Origin of the sequence: Stenotrophomonas chelatiphaga (assembly GCF_032054965.1) — a bacterium.
GTDB lineage: Bacteria > Pseudomonadota > Gammaproteobacteria > Xanthomonadales > Xanthomonadaceae > Stenotrophomonas > Stenotrophomonas chelatiphaga.
This window is the reverse complement of sequence record NZ_DAMBRS010000001.1, coordinates 888,649-906,287: the sequence shown is the minus strand read 5'-3', so window position 1 is coordinate 906,287 and position 17,639 is coordinate 888,649. Positions and strand designations below refer to the sequence as shown.

Genomic DNA, 17,639 nt, shown 5'->3' with positions numbered 1-17,639 from the left:
GGAATTCCTGTGCGTACCGTGCACGCTCTGCGCTATGTCACTCCGCTCCGCGAAGGAGGGTCGTTGCCGGCCATCGTCGAAACCGACGATGACGGCATGGTCGTGCTCAAGTTCCGGGGCGCGGGGCAGGGGCCGAAGGCCCTGATCGCCGAGCTGATCGCCGGGGAAATGGCGCGCACGCTGCAGCTGCCGCTGCCGGATATCGTGTTCGTCGAACTGGATGCCGAGTTCGCGCGTACCGAGCCTGATCCGGAAATCCAGGAACTCATCCGCGCCAGCGAAGGCCTCAACCTGGGCAGTGATTACCTGCCCGGCGCGATCAACTACGACCCGGCCGCGATGCCGGTGGATGCGGAGCTGGCCTCGCGCATCGTCTGGTTCGATGCGCTGACCAGCAACGTGGACCGTACCGCGCGCAACCCCAACCTGATGGTCTGGCACCGCAGGCTGTACCTGATCGACCACGGTGCGGCGATGTACTTCCATCACGACTGGGCTACGGCCGGGCAGGCCTGCGAGAAGCCGTTCGTGCTGATACGCGACCACGTGCTGCTGCCGTTCGCCAGCCGGATCGCCGAGGTCGATGCCGAACTGGCAGCGCGCCTGCCGGATCACGAAATCGAACGCATCGTCGGCCTGGTGCCGGACGCCTGGCTGGTCGGCGAGGCTGCGTTTGAAACGCCGGCCGCCTACCGTCAGGCCTATGTCGACTACTTCATCCATCGCCTGCGCGTGCGCGCGGCCTTCGTCCAGGAGGCCGTCCGTGCCCACGCTGCATACGTATGACTACGCGGTGATCCGGGTCGTTCCCCGGGTCGAGCGCGAAGAGTTCATCAACGTCGGGGTCATCGTTTCCTGCCCGGGTGCCAGGCACCTGGAAGCGGCGATCGAAATCGATCCGGCGCGCCTGCACGCGTTTGCCCCCAGTCTGGACCTGGACGCATTGCGGCCCTGGCTGGATGCCATCGTGGCGATCTGCCGCGGGGACGCCGGCGCCGGCCCGATCGCACAGTTGCCGGCGCGTGCGCGCTTCCATTTCCTCACCGCCAAGCGCAGTTCGGTGGTGCAGATGTCGAGCACGCATGTTGGTCGCACGGCAGACCCGGCGGGCGTGGTGGAGCACCTGCTGACGAAGATGGTTCGCGTACCGCAGGGGTGAGCTTACGCGGACCGCTACCGTGATGCCGGGTCGGTGGCAGCGTGCGCGCGCACGTGCTCGATCAGTGCGCGCAGCTTGGCCGGCTGGTTGTGCCGGTTCGGGAAGTACAGGAAAAAGCCCGGGAAGGGCGGCAGGAACGCGTCCAGCATCGTGACCAGTTCGCCCCGTTCCAGGTAGGGGGCGAAGGTTTCCTGCATGCCGAAGGTGATGCCGCCGCCGGCCAACGCGGAGCGCACCATCAGCAGCATGTCATTGGTGGTCAGCTGCGGTGCCACGGTCACGTCGAACCCGCGTCCGTCTTCAACGAATTCCCAGCGATACGGTGCCACCTCCGGCGAGGGGCGCCAGCCGATGCAGCGGTGCGCTGCAAGCTCACGCGGATGGGCCGGAATGCCGTGCTCGGCCAGGTAGGCCGGCGTGGCCACCACCACTTCGCGCTGCGGTCCGGTCAGCGGAATCGCCACCATGTCCTGTTCTATCACCTGTCCCAGCCGCACGCCGGCATCGAAGCCGGCCGCCACGATGTCCGACTCGTCATCGGTGACGGTGACATCCAGGGTGATGCCCGGGTACTGATGCATGAAGGCGGCGATCAACGGGCCGGACAGGAAGCGCTCGGCGATGGAGGTCACCGCGACCCGCAGCAGGCCGTGCGGCTGGCCGTCGCTGGCGGTGTCTTCGATGGCCGCGCTGACCACGCGCAGCGGGCCGGCAATCTGGCGGTGCAGCTGTTCGCCGGCTTCGGTCAAGCGCACGCTGCGGGTGGAGCGCTGCACCAGCGCGATGCCCAGGCTGTCTTCCAGGCGTCGGATGCCCTGGCTTACCGCAGAGCGGGTCACCCCCAGGCGATCGGCCGCCACGCGGAAGTTGTGGCCTTCGGCCACGGCCAGGAACAGACGCAGCAGGTTTAGGTCGGTGTCCATTGGTCAGGGATGGTAACCATTCTGTCCAGCGGGCGGGTAATACCGCGGACAGCGGCACCTTCGTAGGCTGGCAGCTCCTTCGAACAGACCGCTTCCAGGAGCCTGCCATGACCCTCATCCAGGACAAGATCATCGTCATCACCGGTGCCAGCAGTGGCATCGGCGCAGCCACCGCACGCCTGCTCGCGCGTAGTGGCGCCACCGTGGTGCTGGGCGCACGCCGCATCGACCGCCTGCAGCAGCTGGTTGCCGACATCCAGGCCGACGGCGGCGCTGCCGTCGCGCACGCGCTGGATGTCCGCGTGCGCGACCAGGTCCAGGACTTCATCGACCGCACCGTGGCCGCGTACGGACGGGTCGACGTGATCATCAACAATGCTGGCGTGATGCCGCTGTCGCCGCTGGCCGCGTTGAAAGTAGACGAGTGGGACCGGATGATCGACGTCAATATCCGTGGCGTGCTGCACGGTATCGCCGCGGTGCTGCCGCAGATGCAGGCGCAGGGCCACGGTCAGGTGATCAACCTCGCCTCGATCGGCGCGCATGCAGTGTCACCTACCGCGGCGGTCTACTGCGCCACCAAGTACGCGGTATGGGCGATCTCCGAGGGCCTGCGCCAGGAGAGTCCATCGATCCGCGTGACCACCATCAGCCCGGGCGTCACGACCTCCGAACTGGCCGAGAGCATTTCCGATACGCAGGGGCGCGAAGCGATGCGCAGCTTCCGCGCCACCGCCATTCCAGCGGAGGCGGTGGCGCGTGCGATTGCGTTCGCCATCGCGCAGCCGGCCGAGGTGGACACCAGCGAGATCGTCATCCGGCCCACGGCCAGCCCGCACTGAACGAAGCGCCGCTCAGGCCGGTACCGGGGCGTCCGCCGCGATCAGCTTGAGCTGCTTCAGTTCGGCCCAGAAGTCGGCCGGTATCGCGATGGCCATCGACTCCACGTTGGCGCGTACCTGCTCTGGTGTACGCGCGCCGGGGATGATCGACGACACCACGTCCGGGGCATCGGCGAACTGCAGTGCGGCGGTGCGGATATCGATGCCATGGCGCTGGCAGACTTCGGCGATCTTCGCCCGTTTGGCCGGCGCCCATTCCGGGATCGGACTGCCATACAGATAGCGCTCGCGGCCGGTGAGGTAACCGGCCAGCAGCGGCGAGCCGACCATCACCGAGACGCCTTTTCCCGCCAGCTTGGGGAAGGTGTCGTGCAGGGTGGTTTCGTGATCCAGCAGCGAGTACTGGCAGGCCAGCAGCATGATGTCCGGATCGGCTTCGGCCACTGCACGCAGCGCCGGCTGCGGCCGGTTCACGCCAAATCCCCAGCCCTTGATCAGGCCTTCTTCACGCATCCTGGTCAGTTCGGGCATGGCACCACGCAGGGCTTCGGCAAAACGCTGCTCCCATGGCATGCCGAGGTCTTTTTCGTTTTCCGGGGACAGGTCGTGGATGTAGACGATGTCCAGCTGCGAGACACCCAGCCGGTTCAGGCTGTCTTCGACCGAGCGCCGCGCCCCGTCGGCGGAATAGTCGTAGCGATAGCGGAACGGCGCGGGGTCGTGCCAATTGGTTTTCTGCAGCGGACCGGCGGTACCGGTCAGCAGGCGACCCACCTTCGTGCTCAGCGTGTAGGCATCGGCCGGATGAGTGTGCAGTTCGTGGCCCATCCGACGTTCGCTGAGGCCCAGCCCGTACCAGGGTGAGGTGTCGAACAGCCGCACGCCTGCCGCCCACGCTGCGGCCATGGTGGCATCGGCCGCTTCGCGGGTGGTCGGTGCCAGACTGCCGCCGAGCGGTGCGCCGCCCAGTCCCAGCCGCGTCGGCGGACGGTAGCGGCTGCCCTTGGGCGGTGCCTGGGTAGCCGGTTTTTTGCCGGTGCGCGGCGTGCCGCGGGTCGGCAGCACGCTGCCCGGTGCGGGCGACTGGGCGAACAGCGGGGAAGCGGCCATCATCGCGGCGCTGGCCGCGGCGAGGGAAAGAAACTGACGACGTGAGTTCACTGGTGTCTCCTGTGGGGGAAGGCGTTCAGGGCGCTCGCAAGCCGTTCGACCATAACGTGGGGTCGTGTCAACGCAGTGGGAATGGGATCGCACAGCGATGGGTAGTGACGGCCGCTGGCCGTCAGCTCAGGCCGTTTACGGGTGATGCCCAGCCGTTGGTGGGTGATGCCCAACCGTTGGTAGGTGACGACCGTTGGTCGTCACGCTGTTGCCTTCCGCCGCGCTCGCCGGGCATGGCTCGGCACGACCGGTTTTCGTCTGCGGCGTCAGCGCGCCAGCAGGCGCGCGTACAACGCGGCGCCGTAATGCGGCGCATGCAGGGGCGCGCGCAGCACGAAGTCCGGGCTCGCCGCGTGCAGCGCGGCGGCGAAGGGGCGCATCAACGCGTCGCCTGCGCTGAATGCCCCGCCGGACCATGACAGCGGCACCGGCTCACCGGGCTGGAAGCCCAGCGTGACCCGCAAGGCCTCGCCGATGGCCGCCAGTTCCTGCCCCGCACGCTCGAAGATCGACGCCGCCACCGTATCGCCTGCCAACGCGGCCTGCGATACCAGCGGAGACAGCTGGGCCAGTTCGCCGCGCGAGCCATGGCCTTCGCCATACACATGCGCGCAGATGTCCAGGTCGTGCTCGCCCAGCGTGAAGTGTTCGCGCAGGATCGCGTGCAGTGGACCGCGCGGCAGCCGTCCATCGCTCATCCGCGAGAACGCGTTCAAGCCCTGCACGGCAATCCAGTACGCCGACCCTTCATCGGAAAACGCCTCGCCCCAGCCACCCGCACGCGCCGACGCATCACCGCGTCGGCCGTAGCCCATCGAACCGGTACCGGCGATGATGTTGATGCCATCGGCGCAGGCCAGCGAACCGGCCCAGCCGCACACCATGTCGTTGTCGCAGGCATAGCGCGCGTGCCCCAGTACCTGCCCGGGAATCGCCTGCAGCAGGGCGGTGGCGCGGCTGTCTTCGCCGTACGCGGGCAGGCCGAAGAAGGCCTGGCGGATGTCGCTCGCGCTCGCCTGCACCTGCGCCAGCACCGTGTCGATGCCTGCACGCAGAATCTCGCGCACCCCGTCCAGTCCGACCTGGGGATGGTAGGTGGTGCCCAGCTGCGCTTCGGCAAGCAGTCCGGCCTGGGCATCGATCAGCGCGAACCGGGTCTTGGTGCCACCGCCGTCCACGCCCAGGTAGAGCGCGGCGGTCATGCGTCCAGCGCGTACAGCTGCACGCCCTGTACCACGCGGTTGACGATGCCGGCCGGGTTCGGATTGTCCGGGGTCACCCCGCGCTCCAGTGAATGCAGCAATGCGTAGATCTGTGCGGCGGCCACGTACGGCCACAGCAGGTCCACGTCTTCGGCGCGTTCCAGTCCGGGCACGGCCAAGGTGTCATCCAGCGCGCCGGCGCGTGGCTGGGCGCTGATTTCGACCACCCGCGCCGCACAGCCATCGCGGCGCAGTTCGTCGATCAGGTCATGGTCGTAGCGGCGGGTATACGGATCGTTGGAGACGAACACGATCACCAGCGTGTCGTCGGTGACGAAGGTCTTCGGCCCGTGGCGGAAGCCCAGCGGCGAATCGAAGCAGGTCACCACCGCGCCATTGGTCAGCTCGCCCAGCTTCAGCGAGGCTTCGCGCGCCAGTCCCTGCAACAGCCCGCTGCCGAGGTACACCACCCGTTCGTTCCGCGCCGCGGCCAGGGTGCGCAGCAGGGGCAGGGCACCGTCGATCACCGCTTCGGTCGCACGCGCGATCGGCACGATGCGGGCGTCCAGTGCCGCTGCAGGCGACAGTGCGGCGAGCGTTGCGTACATCATGCAGCTGAAGCTGGAGGTCATCGCAAAGCTGGTGTCGTGGGTCTGCTCGGGCAGCAGCAGGGTCATCGCCTGCGCGACCGGGATCCGTGCCAGCGCACCGGCCGGGTTGCAGGTCACCACCAGGTGGCGGATGTCGCCCACCAGCGCTTCGGCCAGTTCGACCGCGGCCAGGCTTTCCGGGCTGTTGCCGGAGCGCCCGAAGGACACCAGCAGCAGCGGCTGGCCCGGATCCAGGTAAAGCTGCGGCGCACACACGATGTCGGTGGTGGGGACCGCGTCCACGCGGGCGGCGAGCTGGCGGTCCAGCAGCGGTGCCAGGCATTGGCCGATATAGGCCGACGTGCCGGCGCCGGTCAGGATCACCCGTGCATCGGGATCATCCACCAGCGGCGCGACGAACGCGCGCAGCTGCTCGGCCAGCGACGCCACCAGCGCATGGGTCGCCTGCAGCATGGCCGGCTGCTGGGCGATCTCGCGCGCCGTCCACAGCGCGCCCTTCGCCTCCAGCAGGGGTTCGGGGAATCCGAGGACGTCAGGAGAGGTCATGGTCTTGGCATGCATGGTGATAGTCATCGAGGACAGCGCTGATGTGGGCCATGGCCAGGGACTGCGGGTCGAACGTGGCAGTCCCGTTGCGCACTGCGTGCAGGGCATGGGGAAGGTATTGGCTGACGAGCGGCAGCGGCGGTGGATCGGCGCGCAGGTTGTCGAACAACCGGGCGCGCGCGGCTTCGATGGCAGGGTCCGGCCAGTAGTAGCGGATGCGGTCGCTCAGGCTGTACTGCAGGTCGGTGGTCAGCGCCCGCCCGGTGCCGTGGTAATAGCGTTGCCAATAGCCCGGCGACTCCTGCATGCGGCGCAGGGTCACCTCGCGCAGGCGCGCGCGGCGGTCGTCGTCGATCCACTCCGCTTCGATCGCATCCAGGGCCCACAACGCTTCGCGCAGGGCGAAGGTCAGGCCCGGGCCGACCTTGAGGATGGCGAAGTGGTCGCGCACCAGCGCCGCCAGCGCGTCGCGCGTCTGGTAGTCGGTCGAATGCGCTTCGAACACCAGCTGCGGCACGCCGGTGACCGCCTGGCTGAGCGGCTGCGCCTTGTCGCTGTCATAGTCGATGACATCGTGGTGGTCGAACTCCACGCCCGGCTGCACGACCGAGGCCAGCACGCGCTGCCAGGCAGCGTCCAGGCCGGCTTCGGCGAAGGCCACGCGGTGCGCCTCGATGGTGGTCAGCGCCGCTGCCGGGGTGGTCAGGGCGAGGCCTTCGATGGCTTCGGTCGCACCGCCCGGAACCGGCACCTCGGTGCCGATCACATACACCGGCGCCTCCCCGCCTGCGCTGGCCCATGCGGCTTCGGCGGCGCGGCACAGGCGCACGGCGCGGCGGACGATCTCCGCTTCCGGCAACGGTTCCGGATCGCCCTTGCAGGCCATTGAACAGTCGAGGTGGATCTTGCGGAAGCCGGCTGCCACGTACGCGCCGACCATCACCTCGGCCTTGTCCATCGCCGCGGCGGCATCCAGTGACGTCCACGGATTCGGGCCCAGGTGGTCGCCGCCAAGCAGGATCCGCCCGGTATCGAAACCCACCCGCGCGGCGATGCCGTGCACGAAGCGCACGAAGTCAGCCGGGCGCATCCCGGTGTAACCACCGTCCTGGTTGACCTGGTTGCAGGTCGCTTCGAACAGCAGCAGCGCCTGCCCGCTGCGCTGCGCGTGGCGCAGGCTGGCTTCGATGACGAGGGGATGGGCCGAGCAGATCGAGGTCACGCCAATGGCGTGGCCCTGCCGATGCCGCGCGACCAGGTCGAGCAGTGCGTGCATGGGGAGTCCTTCAGGAAAGGGGGCGGTGCGCGGGTTCGCGCTCGGGTTCCAGCACCAGCAGCAGCGAGGCGACCAGCGCCAGCACCAGGCCGACGGTCTTCAGCGGACCGGGCACCACGCTGGCGAACAGCAGCGACAGTACGGCGGTGACCAGCGGCGCGCCGGCATTGCTCAGCGGTGCCACCACCATCGCCTTGCCGTGGCGGAACGCATACACCAGGGTCAGTGCGCCGACCGCGTTGAGGATCTGGATGCCGGCGGTCATCCATGGGCCATCCAGTCCCCAGTTGATCGGCTGGCTGAAGTCGGTCATCGCCAGCGCGACCGGCGCCAGCAGCAAGGCCCCGACGGTCATGTAGGCGAAGATGCTTTCGGCCCGCACGCTGTCGTTGGCCAGCTTCATGAAGTAGGCCTGCAGGCCCCAGGCCAGCATGATCAGCAGCGACTGCAGGAACCAGCCCAGGCCGGCGTCACCGCTGCCGAAGGAGAAGTCCAGCAGCGGCAGCGCGACCAGCGCCAGTACGATGCCCAGCGTGCCCTGCCAGCCGGTGCGTTCGCGCAGCAGCAGGAAGGACAGGGCGATGGTGACCACCGGCGACAGTGAGATCACCGGGAACACGAAGTAGGCCGGGCCGATGGTCAGGGTGTGGAACAGCAGCATCTGGCCGCCCGCGCCGAGCAGGCCGATGATCAGCCCATAGCCGATCGCACGTGGCGAACGCTCCAGCTGCCAGCCGCCGCGCCACAGGATGTACAGCGCCGGCGGCAGCATGGTCAGCGCCCAGACGCAGTACACCAGCGTGTCCGGGAAGCCATGCGCGGCCGACAGTGGTGACAGCGCGCCCCAAACGCCCCACAACGCGACGGTAGCCAGCGCATAGCCGAGCCATGGGCGCCGCCGCGGTGCCACCGGCACGGACACCGCGTCGGCGCTCATGCCGCGCTCCCGGCGCGGGTGGCCTGCAGGAACAGGAAGCGTTCGAAGCGGGCGGGCAGGCTGGCGACCGCGCCGCCATTCACCACGCCCAGATCGGTTTCGTTGAACAGGTCGCGGACCTGCCAGCGGCCGGCGGGCAGGCCGCGCAGCTCCACCTTGCCGTCCCAGCGCGGGGCATAGAAGGTGTAGTACTGCGCGCCGTCCTTGCGGATGGCATGGGCTTCGGGCTTGTCGAAGCCGATGTCATACAGGGTGCCGAGATACTCGCCCTTGGGCAGCATGTGCGTGTTGTACAGGCCTACCCAGCGGCGCCACAGGGCTTCGCGTTCGTCGGTCAGCACGAAGCCGCCAGGAGGCAGCGGTACCGAAGGACGATCGGTATCCTTGGGCCAGGTGAACTTGCTGGAAATCACCGCGCCGATGCCCACGCTCGAAGCGAAGTCATCGCGGTTGTCGGACAGCTCCACGTGGTCGCCGGCGTAGCTGCTGCGCTCGCCGATCAGCGCCTTGATCGACTTGCCCTTGCTGCGTACCTGCCACGATGACAACGGGTCCGACGACGGGAACTGGTCGGTGGCCGGCAGGTTGTGGAAGGCGAAGGCGGTGCCGCACGGGCACAGCTCCACCACCGCCTCGGGATTGGCGTCATGGGCGGCGCGGTAGATCGCGTTCCAGAACGTGGCCAGGCCGGTGACCGAGTCGTCCGGGCTAGCGTGCTTGTGCGCCGGGTTGTGGCAGGGCGCCACGGCGTTGAGGTGCTGGCCATCCAGTTTGATGCCCTCAAATCCCCAGTCGCCGATCGCCTTCCTGACCAGGTCGACGTAGAAATCGATGGTCGGCTGGTAGGCCGGACACTGGGTCAGCGCGTTCCACCAGGTCACGGTCTGGAAGGCGCCTTCCTTGTCCAGCAGCAGCATGTCCACGTGGTCGTGCAGCACGTCGCTGCCGGGGTCGGCTGCGAGCGGTGCCAGCCACAGGCGGGGGCGCATGCCGTGCCGGCGGACTTCGGCGGTGAACGCGCGCATGTCCGCATCGCCGCGCGGGAATTTGCGCAGGTCGATCTTCCAGTCGCCTTCGTTGGTCTGCCAGCCATCGTCCAGCACGGCCCATTCAAACCCCAGTTCCTTGGCCTTGGGCAGGGTGGCGTAGATCTGCTCGACGCGGAAATCACGTTCATAGCCCCACGCGCACCAGATGGGAGCGAACGCCGAATCCGGCGGGCGCGGGCCTTCGATGCCTTCGCCGCGCATGAACACCTGGTACTGCTGCAGCGGCGCGTAGAAATCGCCTTCATGCACGGCCAGCAGGGTGCGTTCGGTGACCAGTTCCTGTCCCGGCGCGAGGGTCTGCGCCGTGGCCGATTCAATGGCGATGGCCGCGCCTTCTGCAGTGCGCTTGACCGGCATGTCCAGCGGACGCGGCACTGGCTCGACATGGCCTACCGCCAGGCCGCCGTCACGACGCCAGATATTGGCGACCGGCGTGCCACCACCATAATCGGATGAATCCATCGCCAGCGTGTTGCGCTGGTCGAAGTCCGGCGCCAGTGGCTGCACCCAGTCTCGGCGATCCGTGTGGGTGGCGCCGGAGAAGCTCCAGAAGCCACCGGGCGCGTCGTCCAGTTGGTACGCGCTGCTGCGCCAGCCGGTCACTTCGAGCGGCGCATCGCCGAGGTTGCGGTAACGCACCTGCAGCAGGGCCAGTCCGGGCTGGGCGTCGAAGCTGCTGATGGCGACCTGTTTTTCCACGCCCGCCGCGCGCGAGCGACCGGTGAACACCACCTGCCGGCCGGCCCCATGGCGGGGGTCATCCAGCACATGCGCGGTCTGCTCGACCAGCGCAAAGTCGGTGACATCACCGCTGGCCAGCAGCAGGGCTTCGCTGGGCTGCCAACCGGTGAGCGGCTTGCCGTGGCGCCATACGCGCGTATGCATGCGCTTGTCGAAGGCGATGGAGAGCACGGCATCGCCTGCGCGGCCATCGGGTGCGGGTGCAGCAGTGGCCGCGCGCACCCAAGGGGCTGCACTCCAGGCCATGCTGCCTGCCACGCTTCCGGCAATCAGCTTCAGGGCGGTACGGCGTCCGATCGGTGGCATAAGCGTCAACCCGGTGGAGATGGCTAGCATTCTGCGCATGCGCTCTGGATTGATGCAAGCGTTTTGTTGCGATATGGTTCTATTAAGTTTCGTTATCTAACAGCGAGGGCGTCATGCGGTGGAACCTGCGTAGCTGGGCCGGAAGTGCTGTGATGGGAATGGTCATCCTGACAGCCTGCACGCCGGAAAAGACGCCTCTGCAACCGCCGGATGCGACAACGGCAGCAGCGCCGGCTGAGCCCTCCTATGCCATGGCGGACTTCGCCACGGTGCGTAAATTCGACGCGCATGTGCATGCCAACGACCGCGACACCGCGCTGCTGCAGCAGGCGCGCGCGGACAACTTCGGGCTGCTCTCCATCAACGTGGATTACCCCGATTTCCCCAGCCTGCAGGACCAGCACGCGATCGCGCTGGCCCAGGCGCAGCAGGATCCCGGGCGCTTCTACTGGGCCACCACGTTCTCGATGAAGGGCTATGGCAGCGAAGGCTGGCCCGGCCAGGTCACTGCGGCGCTGGATCGTGACGTGGCAGACGGCGCGCGTGCGGTGAAGGTGTGGAAGAACATCGGCATGGTGGAAAAGGATGCGCAGGGCAGGGCGATCATGCTGGATGATCCCGGCCTGTCCGCGGTGGCCGAACACGTGCGCGCGCTGGGGGTGCCGCTGATCGCGCACCAGGGCGAGCCGTACAACTGCTGGCTGCCGCTGGACAAGATGACCACCAACAACGATCGCGAGTACTTCGCAAAGCATCCGCAGTACCACATGTACCTGCACCCCGAGCAGCCCTCGCATGCCCAGCTGATGGCGGTGCGCGACCGTTTCGTCGCCGCCCATCCGCAGCTGCGCGTGGTGGGTGCGCACATGGCCAGCCTGGAGTACGACGTGGACGTGCTGGCTGCGTTCCTGGATCGTTTTCCGCAGGCCACGGTGGACCTGGCTGCGCGCATGAGCCAGGTGCAGTACCAGTCCAATGCCGATCGCAGGAAGGTGCGTGATTTCTTCATCCGCTACCAGGACCGGCTGCTGTACGGGACCGACCTGACCCAGTCGCCCGGCGCGGATCCGGCGCAGTTCAAGGCGGAAACGCACGCGGTATGGCAGTCGGACTGGCGCTATCTGGCGACCGGGGAGAGCCAGCGGATCGAGGTGCTGGAGGCTGACGTGGCAGGGTTGTCGCTGCCGCGCGAGGTGATCGACAAGGTCTATTACGGCAACGCAGCGCGCGAGTTCAAGCTGTAGGCCGTGGTGCGGAAATTCCGCTAGCTCCGGGAAGCGTGACGACCAACGGTCGTCACCCACCCGGAGCGCAGGCAGACGGCCAGCGGCCGTCACTACCCGGGGGCGTCAGGCCAGCTGCAGGTCCACGCCCAGGGCGCGGCAGGCGTCGGCCACTTCAGCGGGCGCGCCGGTGTCGGTGATCAGCGCGTCCAGGCCGGACACCGGGATGATCCGGTGCAGGCAGACCTTGCCGAACTTGGAGCTGTCGGTGATCGCCACCACCGCACGCGCGGCTTCCACCATCTTTCGGTTGAGCATCGCTTCGGGTTCGTAGTGCGTGGTGATGCCGCGCTCCAGGTCGAAGCCATCCACGCCCAGGAACAGCAGGTCCACGTGCAGCGCATCCAGCGCCTCCACCGTCAGCCCGCCGTAGAAGGCCATGTTCTTGCGGCGCAGCTCGCCGCCCAGCATCACCAGGTTGATCCGGGTCTTCGGGCTGAGCACGGTCAGCACGCCGAAATCGTTGGTGACCACCGTCAGGTCGATGTCCGGAAGGGCCTCGGCCAGCTGCATCGAGGTGGTGCCCGAGTCGATGGCGATGGTGTCGCCCGGCTGCACCATCGCCGCCGCCCGCACGCCGATGCGGCGCTTTTCATCCAGGTAGGCAGTGCGCTTGGCTTCGTAATGGGGTTCTGCCGCTGGGGCCGGACCTACCGCACCACTGTCGATGCCGCCGCCGTAAGCGCGCGCCATGACCCCGCGCTCGGAGAGATAGCGCAGGTCCTTGCGCACGGTCTGCAGGCTCACCCCGAACTGCTGGGCGAGCGAAGACACCTGCACGCTGCCGTGCTGGCGGACCAGTTCACTGATCTGTTGACGGCGGTGGCTGGTGTCCCGGGTGGCGACCATGCGCAAAGCTCCTTTCAAACGTTCCAGAGTATGGCGGTTTTCGTTACATTTCGCTATTGATGCAAAACGAAACATCATATACGCTCGGTTTCGTTGCTTCACCAGCCAGGCCCCCACAGCCCGCCGTCCTATGCTTCATGCCTCAGGAGAGAGAGCCCGTGAACGCCGTCCGTCCGCACCGCCACTGTCTTTACCATGGAATCGCCCTTGCCCTGCTGCTGCCCGCCACCGCGTGGTCGCAGCAGGCCACCGCAACCGCCCCCGCCAGCACCGCGGTCGGGCAGGCTGCCGCTGCGGCCGACGACGACCCGATCGACCTGCAGACCGTCCAGGTCAGCGGCGTGCGCGCGGCACTGGCGCGCTCCACCGAGCTCAAGCGCGATGCGTCCACCGTGCAGGACTCGATCAGCGCGCTGGAGCTGGGCCGGTTCCCGGATGACAACGTGGCCGATTCACTCAGCCACATCACCGGCGTGTCGATCACCCGCACCGCCGGCGGCGAAGGCCAGAAAGTCAGCGTGCGCGGGCTGGGTCCGGAGTACACCCTGACCACGTTCAACAACCGCATCCTGGCCACCGATGGCGCCGGTCGCGATTTCGCCTACGACGTGCTGCCTTCCGATGTGATCAGCGGTGCCGACGTGGTCAAGGGGGCCCAGGCCGCGTTGACCGAAGGCGCGATCGGCGGCCTGATCAACCTGCGTTCGGCCAGCCCGTTCGACAACAAGGGCCAGCACGCCATCGTGCGTGCCGAGGGCGACCACAACCAGATGTCCGAGTTGAACGGCCGCAAGTTCTCCGCGACCTACAGCAACACCTTCGCCGATGACACCATGGGCCTGCTGATCGGCGCGGTGTACGCCGAGCGCAAGGACCGTACCGATATCGCCGGCAACGATGGCGGCTGGACCCGCAACCCGGACCCGAACGACGCCAGCTGGGGCGGCAATGCCTGGGGCGGCAACATCGATCCCAACGGCAACGGCGAACTGGACCCTGAAGAATACGGGCTGATCGCACCGGGCCAGTTCCGGGTCGGTACGGTGCAGGAAGACAAGAAGCGCAAGGCGTTTTCCGGCAAGTTCGAATGGCGGCCCAACGATGACGTGCGGATCGTGGTGGACGGCCTGAAGACCCGGCTGGATTCGCCGCAGGTGTCCTACCAGCAGTCGTTCTATCCGCTGTTCGCGCCGGGCCGCTGGTCGGACATCAACGTGCAGAACGGCATCGTCACCGGCTTCACCATGGACAACCCGGATCCGGAGCAGCGGATGAACCCGGAGCTGCTCAACCAGACCGAACACCGCGTGGTGGACACCGACCTGTTCGGCATCAACGGCAGCTGGAAGGTCAATGACAGCCTGACCATGACCGGCGATGTGTACCGCTCCACCTCCGAGCGCAAGTCCGGCGGCCAGGACACCTACGTGGTGCTGCGCATGAACCAGCCCAACGTGACCCGCATCGACCTGGCCCGCGACGCGGTGCCGAACGTGACCACCACCTTCGACGACGGTCGCGACCTGTCTGCCGGCCTGGCAAACGGCCAGTTCAACGACAGCGACTTCAACACGCACTACATGGAACTGCGCGGCGACAACATCAAGGATGAAATCACCGGCGGTACCGTCGCAGGCAAGCTGTACGTGGGCGAGTGGGGCATCGACAGCCTGAACTTCGGCATGACCCGCACCGAACGCAGCAAGCGCCGCGACCTGGTCAACAACACCCTCAACGGCGGTGCGGACTACTACTCGGTGGACAACGCGATCAACGTCGCCGACCTCGGCGGTGGCGTGCTCGATCGCACCCTGTCGCTGCCGAACTTCATGAACAAGGTCGGCTCCCGTTTCCCGCGCAGCTTCCTGGGCTTTGACGTGCCGAATTACCTGCGCAGCCTGGAGGCCTACAACGGCAACCCGCGCCCGGATGGCACGGTCTACGATTTCGCCAACGCCGCCCCGCAGTGGAATCCGCTGGAAAGCTACCGGGTGGAGGAGAAAACCAACGCGTTCTACGTGCAGGCCGACCTGTCCGGCGATCGCTGGAGCGCGGACGTGGGCGTGCGCGTGGTCAGCACCCAGACGCGCGCCGAAGCCTGGGATGCCAAGATCATCAGCATCACCGAGAACGGCGCCTTCAACTACACCGCACGCTATGCCGATCCGACCCAGGTGCAGCAGGACGGCAGCTACCGCTACATCCTGCCCTCGGGCAACTTCACCTGGCGCTTCACCGATGAGCTGCTGCTGCGGCTGGGCGCGGCCAAGACCATGGCGCGCCCGCCGGTGGACAAGCTGGCCCCGACCAACACCACCGCCAGCGTGTCCTGGGGTGAGTTCACCCAGATCTACGGTGGCAACGTCGACCTCAAGCCGTATACCGCCAAGCAGGGCGACGTGTCGCTGGAGTGGTACTTCGCCGACCAGTCGATCGCCAACATGGCGGTGTTCTACAAGCGCATCTCCAACCAGATCACCACCAGCTGGGAGCCGGGACAGGACATCGGCGTGCCGGGTTACCTGTTCAACGTGATGCGCCCGATCAACGGCGACTACGCCAAGGTGCACGGCCTGGAAGCCGGCCTGCAGCACTTCTGGGAGAACGGACTGGGCTTCCGCGCCCAGTACACCCGCAACTGGTCCAAGAGCTTCGTGGAGGGCGAAGAACGCCCGCTGGAAGGCATCGCCCCGTCGGTCTATTCGCTGGGCCTGATGTATGAAAAGGGCCCGTGGTCGATCAGCACCACCGCCGACTACAGCGATGGTTTCGTGACCGCCACCAATGTGCTCGGTGCCGGCTACAACGAACAGGCCGATGAGATCACCTGGCTCACCGCCAGCATCTCCTACGAGATCAACGACATGTTCAGCGTCAGCCTGCAGGGCCAGAACCTGCTGGACGAAGCGCAGACCTACAGCATCAACGGCAACCCGCTGCTGTCGCAGGGCTATTACCGCTACGGCCGTTCGTTCACGCTCGGCTTCAGCGCACGCTTCTGATGCATCACACGTGCCGGCCTGCTGGCCGGCACGTGTGCGGCCCGGCGCTGGCCAGATGGTCATCATCGGCCATTACACTATCCCGTCTTTGCCACGGGGCCCCCGATCATGAAACTGCATGCCGCAGGGCTGTTGTGCCTGCTTCTCACCAGCGCCCCCGCATGGGCCGACGCGGTCACCGTCAGCGGACGGGTCTACCAGGAACGTGACGGCAAGCCCGGTCGCGGGCCCACCGATCCCGGCATGGGCGGGGTGCAGGTGTCCAACGGCCGCAGCATCGTGCGCACCAGTGCCGACGGCAGCTATCGCCTGCCGGTCCAGCCCGGGGATACGGTGTTCATCGTCAAGCCCGACGGCTACCGCATTCCGGCCGGCGCCGATGGATTGCCCGCATTCTGGCGCCACTACGCACCGCAGGGTTCCCCGGCGTTGAAGTATCACGGGATCGCGCCGACCACCACGCCGGCCACGGCCTACGATTTCGCGCTGGCGCCGGAAAAGCACGATAACCGTCGCGGCTTCCAGATGCTGGTGTTCACTGATCCGCAGACGGCCACGCGGGGCGACATCGGTTATTACGAGCAGTCCATCGTCGGCCCCCTGGTGGGAAAGACCAAAGCGCGCCTGGGCACCACGCTGGGCGACATCGTCAATGACGATCTGTCGCTGTATCCGGACATCAACAGGGTGACCACCCAGCTCGGCGTTCCGTGGTTCCACGTGCCGGGCAACCACGACCTGGATTTCGATGCCGGCAGCGACGCGCACGCGTTGGACAGCTGGCGTGCGGTGTACGGACCGGACACCTATGCGGTCGAAGAGGGCGGGGCCAGCTTCCTGTTCCTGGATGACGTGGTGTACGACCCGGCCGCGCGGCCGACGTATGTCGGCGGCCTGCGCGAGGACCAGTTCGCTTTCCTGGCGCAGTACCTGAAGGGCCTGCCGCATGACCGCCTGCTGGTGCTCGGGATGCATATCCCGCTGTTCGATGCCGCGCCGGGTCGCGAAACCTTCCGCCATGCCGACCGCCAGCGCCTGTTCGAGATGCTCAAGCCCTTCAGCAACGTGCTGGTGCTGAGCGGCCACAGCCATACCCAGCAGCACTACTACCATGGCGCGGCCGAAGGCTGGCAGGGCGACAAGCCGCTGCACGAGTACAACGTCGGCGCCAACTGCGGTGCGTTCTGGTCCGGGGTCAAGGATCGCCATGGCGTGCCGGACAGCACCATGAGTGATGGCACGCCCAAGGGCTATGCGCTGCTGGACGTGGCCGGCAACGGGACCTACCGCCTGCAGTACCGCGTGGCCGGTGCAGCGGACAGCGAGCAGATCGGACTGCATGCACCGAAGGTGCTGCGCCAGGGCGCCTACCCGGCGTGGGGCGTGTTCGCCAACGTGTACATGGGCGAGGAGGCCACGCGCGTGGAGTTCCGCATCGACGGCGGCCCCTGGCGGCCGATGAAGCAGGTACGCCAGGGCGATCCGCGGCTGCTGGCGGAGAACGTGGCCGACGACCTGGCCCCGGCGCTGCGGGGGTATGACCGTTCGCCGGAAGCCACCCCGTCGCCGCACCTGTGGCGCGGCGCGCTGGCCACCGACCTGGCCGTGGGCGAGCACAAGGTGGACGTGCGCGCGACCCAGCCGGATGGTTCGGTCCATACCGCCAGCACGCGCTACGCGTTGCAGGCGGCCCAGCCCTGAGGCATTCCGCCGCGCATGGCGCGGCGCTACCGGGGCGCCGGCCGGTAGCGC

The 17,639-nt window shown here is 67.3% G+C and carries 14 protein-coding genes; 6 read left to right on the top strand and 8 right to left on the bottom strand.

Features of this window, described 5'->3' with window-relative positions:
• The first annotated feature begins 9 nt into the window (after positions 1 to 9).
• Complete coding sequence (locus RTX79_RS04300) at positions 10 to 786, top strand: HipA family kinase (protein ID WP_312682071.1); 777 nt, start codon at positions 10 to 12, stop codon at positions 784 to 786.
• Positions 764 to 1,159 (top strand): DUF3037 domain-containing protein, encoded by a 396-nt coding sequence (locus tag RTX79_RS04295; protein WP_057508592.1) that lies wholly within the window; start codon positions 764 to 766, stop codon positions 1,157 to 1,159. The genes RTX79_RS04300 and RTX79_RS04295 overlap by 23 nt, the downstream gene beginning before the upstream one ends.
• Before the next feature lie 14 nt (positions 1,160 to 1,173).
• On the opposite strand, the gene RTX79_RS04290 is transcribed toward RTX79_RS04295, so the two are convergent.
• On the bottom strand, positions 1,174 to 2,082 hold the full coding sequence (locus RTX79_RS04290) for a LysR family transcriptional regulator (protein ID WP_312682069.1): 909 nt from the start codon (positions 2,080 to 2,082) through the stop codon (positions 1,174 to 1,176).
• A 107-nt stretch (positions 2,083 to 2,189) separates the two neighbouring features.
• Here RTX79_RS04290 and RTX79_RS04285 point away from each other — a divergent pair, with 107 nt between their 5' ends.
• Positions 2,190 to 2,924, top strand: coding sequence for an SDR family oxidoreductase (locus tag RTX79_RS04285; protein ID WP_312682067.1), 735 nt, complete (start codon positions 2,190 to 2,192; stop codon positions 2,922 to 2,924).
• A gap of 12 nt (positions 2,925 to 2,936) precedes the next feature.
• On the opposite strand, the gene RTX79_RS04280 is transcribed toward RTX79_RS04285, so the two are convergent.
• The 6 genes from RTX79_RS04280 to RTX79_RS04255 form a co-directional block, all read right to left on the bottom strand.
• Positions 2,937 to 4,085 (bottom strand): aldo/keto reductase, encoded by a 1,149-nt coding sequence (locus tag RTX79_RS04280; RefSeq protein ID WP_312682065.1) that lies wholly within the window; start codon positions 4,083 to 4,085, stop codon positions 2,937 to 2,939.
• Positions 4,086 to 4,351: 266 nt separating this feature from the next.
• Positions 4,352 to 5,287, bottom strand: coding sequence for an N-acetylglucosamine kinase (locus tag RTX79_RS04275; protein WP_309685194.1), 936 nt, complete (start codon positions 5,285 to 5,287; stop codon positions 4,352 to 4,354).
• Positions 5,284 to 6,444, bottom strand: coding sequence for an SIS domain-containing protein (locus RTX79_RS04270; RefSeq protein WP_312682063.1), 1,161 nt, complete (start codon positions 6,442 to 6,444; stop codon positions 5,284 to 5,286). The genes RTX79_RS04275 and RTX79_RS04270 overlap by 4 nt, the downstream gene beginning before the upstream one ends.
• The gene (locus RTX79_RS04265; RefSeq protein ID WP_057508585.1) at positions 6,431 to 7,720 is read right to left on the bottom strand and encodes a D-tagatose-bisphosphate aldolase, class II, non-catalytic subunit; all 1,290 of its coding nucleotides are present in this window, start codon (positions 7,718 to 7,720) and stop codon (positions 6,431 to 6,433) included. Before RTX79_RS04265 ends, RTX79_RS04270 begins: the two co-directional genes overlap by 14 nt.
• Before the next feature lie 10 nt (positions 7,721 to 7,730).
• Positions 7,731 to 8,657, bottom strand: coding sequence for a DMT family transporter (locus tag RTX79_RS04260; RefSeq protein WP_312682060.1), 927 nt, complete (start codon positions 8,655 to 8,657; stop codon positions 7,731 to 7,733).
• Positions 8,654 to 10,753: a glycoside hydrolase family 36 protein gene (locus RTX79_RS04255; protein WP_312682059.1), complete on the bottom strand. Its 2,100-nt coding sequence runs from the start codon at positions 10,751 to 10,753 to the stop codon at positions 8,654 to 8,656. The genes RTX79_RS04260 and RTX79_RS04255 overlap by 4 nt, the downstream gene beginning before the upstream one ends.
• A gap of 158 nt (positions 10,754 to 10,911) precedes the next feature.
• Here RTX79_RS04255 and RTX79_RS04250 point away from each other — a divergent pair, with 158 nt between their 5' ends.
• Positions 10,912 to 11,997: an amidohydrolase family protein gene (locus RTX79_RS04250; protein ID WP_312682058.1), complete on the top strand. Its 1,086-nt coding sequence runs from the start codon at positions 10,912 to 10,914 to the stop codon at positions 11,995 to 11,997.
• Between the two features lie 105 nt (positions 11,998 to 12,102).
• Here the strand turns inward: RTX79_RS04250 and RTX79_RS04245 are convergent, their stop codons facing one another.
• The gene (locus RTX79_RS04245) at positions 12,103 to 12,885 is read right to left on the bottom strand and encodes a DeoR/GlpR family DNA-binding transcription regulator (protein ID WP_057508909.1); all 783 of its coding nucleotides are present in this window, start codon (positions 12,883 to 12,885) and stop codon (positions 12,103 to 12,105) included.
• A gap of 158 nt (positions 12,886 to 13,043) precedes the next feature.
• Here RTX79_RS04245 and RTX79_RS04240 point away from each other — a divergent pair, with 158 nt between their 5' ends.
• Positions 13,044 to 15,887, top strand: a complete 2,844-nt coding sequence (locus tag RTX79_RS04240; RefSeq protein ID WP_312682056.1) for a TonB-dependent receptor — start codon at positions 13,044 to 13,046, stop codon at positions 15,885 to 15,887.
• Between the two features lie 108 nt (positions 15,888 to 15,995).
• On the top strand, positions 15,996 to 17,588 hold the full coding sequence (locus RTX79_RS04235) for a calcineurin-like phosphoesterase family protein (protein WP_312682054.1): 1,593 nt from the start codon (positions 15,996 to 15,998) through the stop codon (positions 17,586 to 17,588).
• Positions 17,589 to 17,639: the final 51 nt, after the last annotated feature.

Coding starts and splice junctions, on each gene's coding strand:
- RTX79_RS04290 (WP_312682069.1), bottom strand. CDS start 2,082: ATGGACACCGACCTAAACCTGCTGCGTCTGTTCCTGGCCGTGGCCGAA.
- RTX79_RS04285 (WP_312682067.1), top strand. CDS start 2,190: ATGACCCTCATCCAGGACAAGATCATCGTCATCACCGGTGCCAGCAGT.
- RTX79_RS04275 (WP_309685194.1), bottom strand. CDS start 5,287: ATGACCGCCGCGCTCTACCTGGGCGTGGACGGCGGTGGCACCAAGACC.
- RTX79_RS04270 (WP_312682063.1), bottom strand. CDS start 6,444: ATGACCTCTCCTGACGTCCTCGGATTCCCCGAACCCCTGCTGGAGGCG.
- RTX79_RS04265 (WP_057508585.1), bottom strand. CDS start 7,720: ATGCACGCACTGCTCGACCTGGTCGCGCGGCATCGGCAGGGCCACGCC.
- RTX79_RS04260 (WP_312682060.1), bottom strand. CDS start 8,657: ATGAGCGCCGACGCGGTGTCCGTGCCGGTGGCACCGCGGCGGCGCCCA.
- RTX79_RS04255 (WP_312682059.1), bottom strand. CDS start 10,753: ATGCCACCGATCGGACGCCGTACCGCCCTGAAGCTGATTGCCGGAAGC.
- RTX79_RS04250 (WP_312682058.1), top strand. CDS start 10,912: ATGGTCATCCTGACAGCCTGCACGCCGGAAAAGACGCCTCTGCAACCG.
- RTX79_RS04245 (WP_057508909.1), bottom strand. CDS start 12,885: ATGGTCGCCACCCGGGACACCAGCCACCGCCGTCAACAGATCAGTGAA.
- RTX79_RS04235 (WP_312682054.1), top strand. CDS start 15,996: ATGAAACTGCATGCCGCAGGGCTGTTGTGCCTGCTTCTCACCAGCGCC.